Below are 6,000 nucleotides of genomic sequence, written 5' to 3'. Positions count from 1 at the left end.
GCGCCCAGGCTGGACGAGCTGGCGCCCGCGCTGCTGCCCGCCAGCCGCCACCGCCCGGCGCTGGCCGCGCGCTGAGCGCGGGCCGGCGGCCGCGAACCAATCGGCCGCCGGCCTGTCTGCTGAACAGGGGCGCATCCGCGCCCCTGTTTTCTTTATCGCCGACACCATGCTCCGCTTCCTTTCCTTCCGCGGCCTGCTGCTGGCCGGCTTTCTCGGCGTCGCGCTGATCCCCACCGCGGCGCTGGTGCAGCTGCGCCACGAGCTGGGCCTGGCCGCCGACAGCGCCCAGCTTCACCAGCGCCAGGCCCAACGCTGGCAGGACATCGCGCGCCTGTCGCAAGAGCAGGCGGTGCAATTCGAGCGCGCCAGCCGCCAGGCGGCCATCCTGCGCGATCGCAAGCTCGGCGAGACCGCCAGCCAGGCGCGCGGCGAGCTGCAGCGCGCGCAGCGGACGCTGCGGCAGGACGCGCCGGCCGAAGCGCAAGCCGGCATAGACAGCGCCCTCGCCCTCGCCTCGCAATTGCAGAGGCTGTCCCCCGATCGCCGCCAGCAGCGCGACGCGCTGTTCCGCCAACTGAACCGCGTGCTGGATCAACAGCAGCAGACGCTGGCCCAGGCCGGCGAAAAGCGGCAGGCCAGCTGGCGGGACGACATCGAACGGATGCGGCTGCAGGCCAACCGCCTGGCCTGGCTGGCGCTGGCCGCCGCCGTGCTGCTGGCCTTGATCGTCACCCTGCTGATCCACGCTCCGCTGCGCGGCCTGCAGCGCCGCATCGCCCGGCTGGCCGGCGGCGCCCGGCAGCTGAACTGGCGCCAGGCCGGCCCCGCCGACCTGCAGCGCCTGGGACGGGAGCTGGAACAGCTGGACCTGCGGCTGGTTGAGCTGGAACAGCAGAAAACCCGCTTCTTCCGCCAGGTGTCGCATGAGCTGAAGACGCCGCTGGCGTCGATACACGAGGCCGCCGCGCTATTGAAGGAGCAGGTGGCCGGCCCGCTCAATCCGCAACAGCGCCACATCGTCGACATCCTCGGCAACAACGCGCTGACGCTGCGCCAGCGGGTGGAGGCGCTGCTGAAGCAGGACGCCGGCCTCTGGCTGTCCACCACGCTGAACGTTTCCGCCTTTCCGCTGCGCCAGTTGCTGGAGGCCAGGCTGGCCAGCTGCCAGCCGCTGTGGCAAGCCAAGCGGCTGGACGTGGCGCTGGACGGCGCGCCCGGCGCGGTGCGCGGCGACGCGTCCAAGGTGGAAACCATCGTCGACAACCTGCTGCTCAACGCCATCCGCCACAGCCCCGCCGGCGGGCGGCTGACGCTGCGCTGCGGCCGCGAGCGCGGCCAGGCCTGGCTGGAAGTGGCCGACCAGGGACCCGGCGTGCCCGACGCGCTGCGCGACAAAATCTTCGAACCTTTCTGGAGCGGACCCGCGCCCGACGGCGAACGTCCCGGCAGCGGCCTCGGCCTGACCATGGCGCGCGGCTACGCGCAGCTGATGGGCGGCGAGCTGCGGCTGCTGGACGACGGCCCCGGCGCGCGCTTCCGCCTCCACTGGCCTGAACCGGAGCCGATATGACCCCATCCGTTTTCCCGCGGCGCTGGCTGCCGCTGATGCTGCTGCCGCTGCTCGCGGCCTGCGCCGGCGTCCGCCAGCCCAGCCCGCCGATACGCTACTGCCCGGGCAGCGACGCGCTGCTGATCGCGCTGGACTGGCCGGACGAAGCCGTGCGCCAGCGCTGGCAGGCCTATGAAGCCTGCGACAGCTACCGCCTGCTGCGCGTGCTGCGCGCCAACCGCGGCGATCCGGGGCGCCTGGCCGGCGAGCTGGACAAGCTGCTGGCCGACAAGAGCCTGTCGCCGGCCAGCGCGGCGCTGGCGCGGCTGCAGCTGCGCCAGGCCCAGGCCCAGTTCCGGCTGCAGGACCAGAGCGACCGCCAGCAGCAGCAATTGCGCGACCAGCAAAAACGCATCGACGACCAGGCCGCCAAGCTGGACGCGCTGCGCCGCCTGGAGCTGGATCTGCCCAAGCCCAATGGCCTCAGCGGAGGAAGCAAGCGATGAACGCCCCCGCCCGCATCGTCCTGGTGGACGACGATCCCGATCTGCTGTGCCTGGTCCGGCTGCGGCTGGAAGCGGCCGGCTACGAGGTGGAGGCGCTGGCCAGCGCCGAAGCCGCGCTGGCGGCGATGGCCGCCCGCCGCGCCGACCTGCTGCTGACTGACTGGCGGCTGCCGGGCATGGACGGCCTGCAGCTGTTCGAAACCGCGCGCCGCCGCTATCCGACGCTGCCGGTCATCCTGTTCACCGCCCACGGCACCGTGCCGGACGCGGTGGAGGCGGTCAGCCGCGGCGTGTTCTGCTATCTGGAAAAACCGTTCGACGGCCAATTGCTGCTGGACAAGGTGGCGCAGGGCCTGACGCTGTCGGCGGGCGACGGCGTCGCCGGCGATGACTGGCGCGCCGGCATCGTCAGCCGCGGCCCGGCGATGGAGGAGTTGCTGAGCGAGGCGCGGATGGTGGCCGCCACTGATGCCAGCGTGCTGCTGCAAGGCGAAAGCGGCAGCGGCAAGGAGGTGCTGGCGCGCGCCATCCACCAGGCCAGCCGTCGCGCCGGCCGGCCCTTCGTCGCCGTCAACTGCGGCGCGATTCCGGAAAACCTGCTGGAGAGCGAGCTGTTCGGCCACGAAAAAGGCGCTTTCACCGGCGCCTCCGCCCGCCACGACGGCCTGATCCGCCAGGCCGACGGCGGCACGCTGTTCCTAGACGAAATAGGCGACATGCCGCTGCCGCTGCAGGTCAAGCTGCTGCGGGTGCTGCAGGACCGGGAAGTGCGGCCGGTGGGCGCCAGCCGGCCGCTGCCGGTGGACATCCGGCTGCTGTCGGCCACCCACCGCGATCTGCCGGCCCGCATCGCCGACGGCCAGTTCCGCGAGGATCTCTATTACCGGCTGAACGTGGTGGCGCTGACGCTGCCGCCGCTGGCCGAACGGCGCGAGGACATTCCGCTGCTGGCCCAGCATTTCCTGCAACAGGTGGCGGCGCGCTACGGCAAGACGGTGACGGGCTTCGCGCCGGACGCCCTTGCCTTCCTCGCCGCCGCGCGCTGGCCAGGCAATATCCGCCAGCTGGCCAATGTGGTGGAGCAGTGCTGCGTGCTGGCCACCGGCCCCTTGCTGACCCTAGCCCAGGTGGAAAAGGCGGTGGCGGGCGAGTCCCGCGCCATCCCGACGCTGGCCGAAGCCCGCCGCGAGTTCGAGCGCGACTACCTGGAGCGGCTGCTGCGCCTGACCGGCGGCAATGTCAGCGACGCCGCCCGGCTGGCCGACCGCAACCGCACCGAGTTCTACCGGCTGCTGCAAAAGCACGAGCTGCACGCCGCCGCGTTCAAGGACGGCTAGGCGGCTGTCGCCAAACAGCGACAGCCGCAAAGCATTGATTGGAATCGATTTTCCAGCCCGCGGCCGGATCGCTGTCGCCGAACGGCGACAAATCCGGCCTCCTGGACCGGTGCCTTACCCGCCGAAAACCGTCAAACAACTGATAAATAAGGAAAAACAAGGGCTGGCACGGCGCTTGCTGTACCGGGAGCCAAGCGCGATTGGCCTGATGGCGCTGCGGAACAGACGGCCCGGCGGAAATGCTTCTCCGCCGATGCCGTCCCGGAGCGCCAGCCAAACGCAACGACCTCACCCAGTCCTAGGAGACTCACCATGCGCAAGACCCTGATCATCGCCAGCCTGATTCCCGCCCTGTACGCCGGCGCCGGCATCGCCGCGGAAACCAAGCAGACCGCCAGCTCGCCGGCACAGGAGCAAGCGGTTCAACAACACGCCGCCGCCGCCCCCGCCGACGCGGAGCTGAGCCGCCAGATCAACGAAGTCGTCGCCAAGTCCGCCGCTCAGCTGGGCGCCAAGGTCGAGGCTCAAGTCAACAACGGCGACGTGGTGCTGAACGGCACCGCGCCGAACCAGGATGTGGTCTCCCGCATCGCCGAGGAAGTGGCTCGCGTGCCGGGCGTGAAGAGCGTGCGCACCCAGGTCAACCTGCTGCCCGCCGGCTAAGTCAGATTTCGCCGTTCGTCTCGGACGGCAACCGTCCCGCATCCGTTTGCCCGCCGCAAGGCGGGCTTTTTTTCGCCCGCTCAACGCCACAGCGCCGTTTCGGTCTCCGCCGGCGTCATGTAGCGGCCGATCAGCCTGCGCATGGTGCCGTCACGGTTCATCCGGTCCACCAGCGCCTGCCACTGGCCGATGTCCTGCTCGGAAAACGTCCGCTTGGCGAACACGATGCCGCGCGGGCTGGGCGCGGAAACCTTGTCCCAATCGGCCACCCGCACACGGTCTTCCAGATTGAATTCGCGCAGTTTCTGGCGATAGACCATGGGCGTGGAGAAGATGCCGGCCACGCGGTTCTGCGCCAGCAGGCGGAACAGGAAGTCCTCCTCCGGCACTTCAACCATCCGGCCCTTCGCCGCCAGCTGGACCACCAGCGGATCGTAATAGGCGCTGGTGCTGTAGCTGCGGACAATGGCCCAGCGCCACGGCGCGCCGGCCTGGATGAAATCGTCCATCGAATCGATGGCCGCCGGCAGCTTGGGAGACAGCAGCACATACTGCTTGAGCTGGATGTAGTTGAGAAACCAATAGACGCGATCGCGCTCGGGGGTGGAAATGGCCGACAGCGTGATGTCCAGCCTGCCGGCCTCCAGCTCGCGCCAGATGCGGGCGCGCGGCATCACCTCGTATTCGAAGCGGCAGCCGCTGCGGCGGCGCAGCTCTTCGGCGACATCCCAATCCAGCCCGTTGCGGTCGGTGTAGAACAGGCCGATGCGGTAGAAGGCCAACCGTATCGGATGCGGCGGGCAGTGAAAGGGGAAGGCGAACGCCGGCATGCCGCCCAGGCCGATTCCCAGCGCAACCGCAGCCGCGCACCGTCTCCTCATGCCTTCGCCCTCCCGTCGCGGCCGCCTCGCGCGGCCGCATCGGCAGTATAGGCGTCAGACCTTCATCAGGCTCTTCAGGGCCAGGCGCACGCCTTCGCTGACCGTGACGTCGGCCGGCAGGCTCTTGGTGGCCGCCGCCGCTTCTTTCTCGTTGTAGCCGAGCGCCAGCAGCGCGTTGACGATGTCGCTCTTCTCGTCCGGCGTGGCGGCGAAAGCCAGGCCGCCCGGCACCGTCAGGTTGCCGCCGGTGGCGAGCTTGCCGCGCAGCTCCAGCACCAGCCGCTCGGCGGTCTTCTTGCCGATGCCCGGCACCGCCGACAAGCGCTTGATGTCCTCGCTGGCGACGGCGATCGCCAGTTCGTCGGCGGTCATGCCGGACAGGATCGCCAACGCGATCTTGGCGCCGATGCCGGTCACCCTGATCAACTGGCGGAAGGTCTGCCGCTCCTCCTTGCTGGCGAAGCCGTACAGCAAATGGGCATCCTCGCGCACCGCCAGGTGGGTGAACAAGGTGCAGGGCTGGCCCAGCGCTGGCAGCTGGTAGAAGGTGGTCATCGGCACGTCCACTTCATAGCCGACGCCGTTCACGTCCACCACCACTTGCGGCGGCAATTTTTCGATCAGTTTTCCGGAAAGACGTCCGATCATCTTGGCATTCTCGCAATCAGGCCCGCGCCGGACTGGCGCGGCTGCCGGCATTATCCCACAAGCCGCGCCCGCGCCCACCCGGCTCGGGCGGCAAGGCCCAGCCCGGCGGCGAAAGCCCATTCTGCCGGCTTTTGATATATCCCGACAAGCTATTCAAATATTTAAAAGTAACTACGCTTAAAATAAATCAAGCTCAGACTATATTTCGTCGCGCGCCGGTGAATATTAACAAGATGGCTATTTCATTTTATGCCGCGCCGGCCGCAGCCTGATATTCAGCCAATCGCGCGGCTAGGCATTCAATTCTCAAGCCAATACAAAATCAAATGTCATCCCAAAATCCAGAGCCAATTTCAACCCGGGCATTCCACAATCATTTCAGCTGGGCATAATGAATCGGCAAGGCCACATTACCC

At 68.5% G+C, this 6,000-nt stretch carries 6 protein-coding genes; 4 read left to right on the top strand and 2 right to left on the bottom strand.

Annotated features, from left to right (window positions below; translation table 11 throughout):
- Nucleotides 1-166 precede the first annotated feature (166 nt).
- The 4 genes from ACY3GB_RS16420 (at nt 167) to ACY3GB_RS16405 (ending at nt 4,055) form a co-directional block, all read left to right on the top strand.
- A complete protein-coding gene (locus ACY3GB_RS16420) occupies nt 167-1,570 on the top strand; it encodes a sensor histidine kinase (RefSeq protein WP_463089691.1) in 1,404 nt (467 codons plus the stop codon).
- The gene (locus ACY3GB_RS16415; protein ID WP_463089690.1) at nt 1,567-2,055 is read left to right on the top strand and encodes a hypothetical protein; all 489 of its coding nucleotides are present in this window, start codon (nt 1,567-1,569) and stop codon (nt 2,053-2,055) included. The genes ACY3GB_RS16420 and ACY3GB_RS16415 overlap by 4 nt, the downstream gene beginning before the upstream one ends.
- Nucleotides 2,052-3,392, top strand: coding sequence for a sigma 54-interacting transcriptional regulator (locus tag ACY3GB_RS16410; protein WP_463089689.1), 1,341 nt, complete (start codon nt 2,052-2,054; stop codon nt 3,390-3,392). The genes ACY3GB_RS16415 and ACY3GB_RS16410 overlap by 4 nt, the downstream gene beginning before the upstream one ends.
- A gap of 312 nt (nt 3,393-3,704) precedes the next feature.
- A complete protein-coding gene (locus ACY3GB_RS16405; RefSeq protein ID WP_463089688.1) occupies nt 3,705-4,055 on the top strand; it encodes a BON domain-containing protein in 351 nt (116 codons plus the stop codon).
- An 80-nt stretch (nt 4,056-4,135) separates the two neighbouring features.
- Here ACY3GB_RS16405 and ACY3GB_RS16400 read toward each other — a convergent pair whose 3' ends face one another.
- Entirely contained in the window at nt 4,136-4,936 is an 801-nt protein-coding gene (locus tag ACY3GB_RS16400) for a substrate-binding periplasmic protein (protein ID WP_463089687.1), read from the bottom strand.
- Between the two features lie 54 nt (nt 4,937-4,990).
- Nucleotides 4,991-5,584, bottom strand: coding sequence for a Holliday junction branch migration protein RuvA (gene ruvA, locus ACY3GB_RS16395; protein WP_463089686.1), 594 nt, complete (start codon nt 5,582-5,584; stop codon nt 4,991-4,993).
- Nucleotides 5,585-6,000 lie beyond the last annotated feature (416 nt).

Source organism: Chromobacterium sp. Ag138 (genome assembly GCF_055181315.1).
Note: the sequence above shows the minus strand (reverse complement) of the source record. Positions and strands in the feature narration are given on the sequence as shown.

Bases quoted from the DNA above. Each gene is read 5' to 3' on its own strand.
- ACY3GB_RS16405 (WP_463089688.1), top strand. From the start codon at position 3,705: ATGCGCAAGACCCTGATCATCGCCAGCCTGATTCCCGCCCTGTACGCC.
- ruvA (WP_463089686.1), bottom strand. From the start codon at position 5,584: ATGATCGGACGTCTTTCCGGAAAACTGATCGAAAAATTGCCGCCGCAA.
- ACY3GB_RS16415 (WP_463089690.1), top strand. From the start codon at position 1,567: ATGACCCCATCCGTTTTCCCGCGGCGCTGGCTGCCGCTGATGCTGCTG.
- ACY3GB_RS16400 (WP_463089687.1), bottom strand. From the start codon at position 4,936: ATGAGGAGACGGTGCGCGGCTGCGGTTGCGCTGGGAATCGGCCTGGGC.
- ACY3GB_RS16420 (WP_463089691.1), top strand. From the start codon at position 167: ATGCTCCGCTTCCTTTCCTTCCGCGGCCTGCTGCTGGCCGGCTTTCTC.
- ACY3GB_RS16410 (WP_463089689.1), top strand. From the start codon at position 2,052: ATGAACGCCCCCGCCCGCATCGTCCTGGTGGACGACGATCCCGATCTG.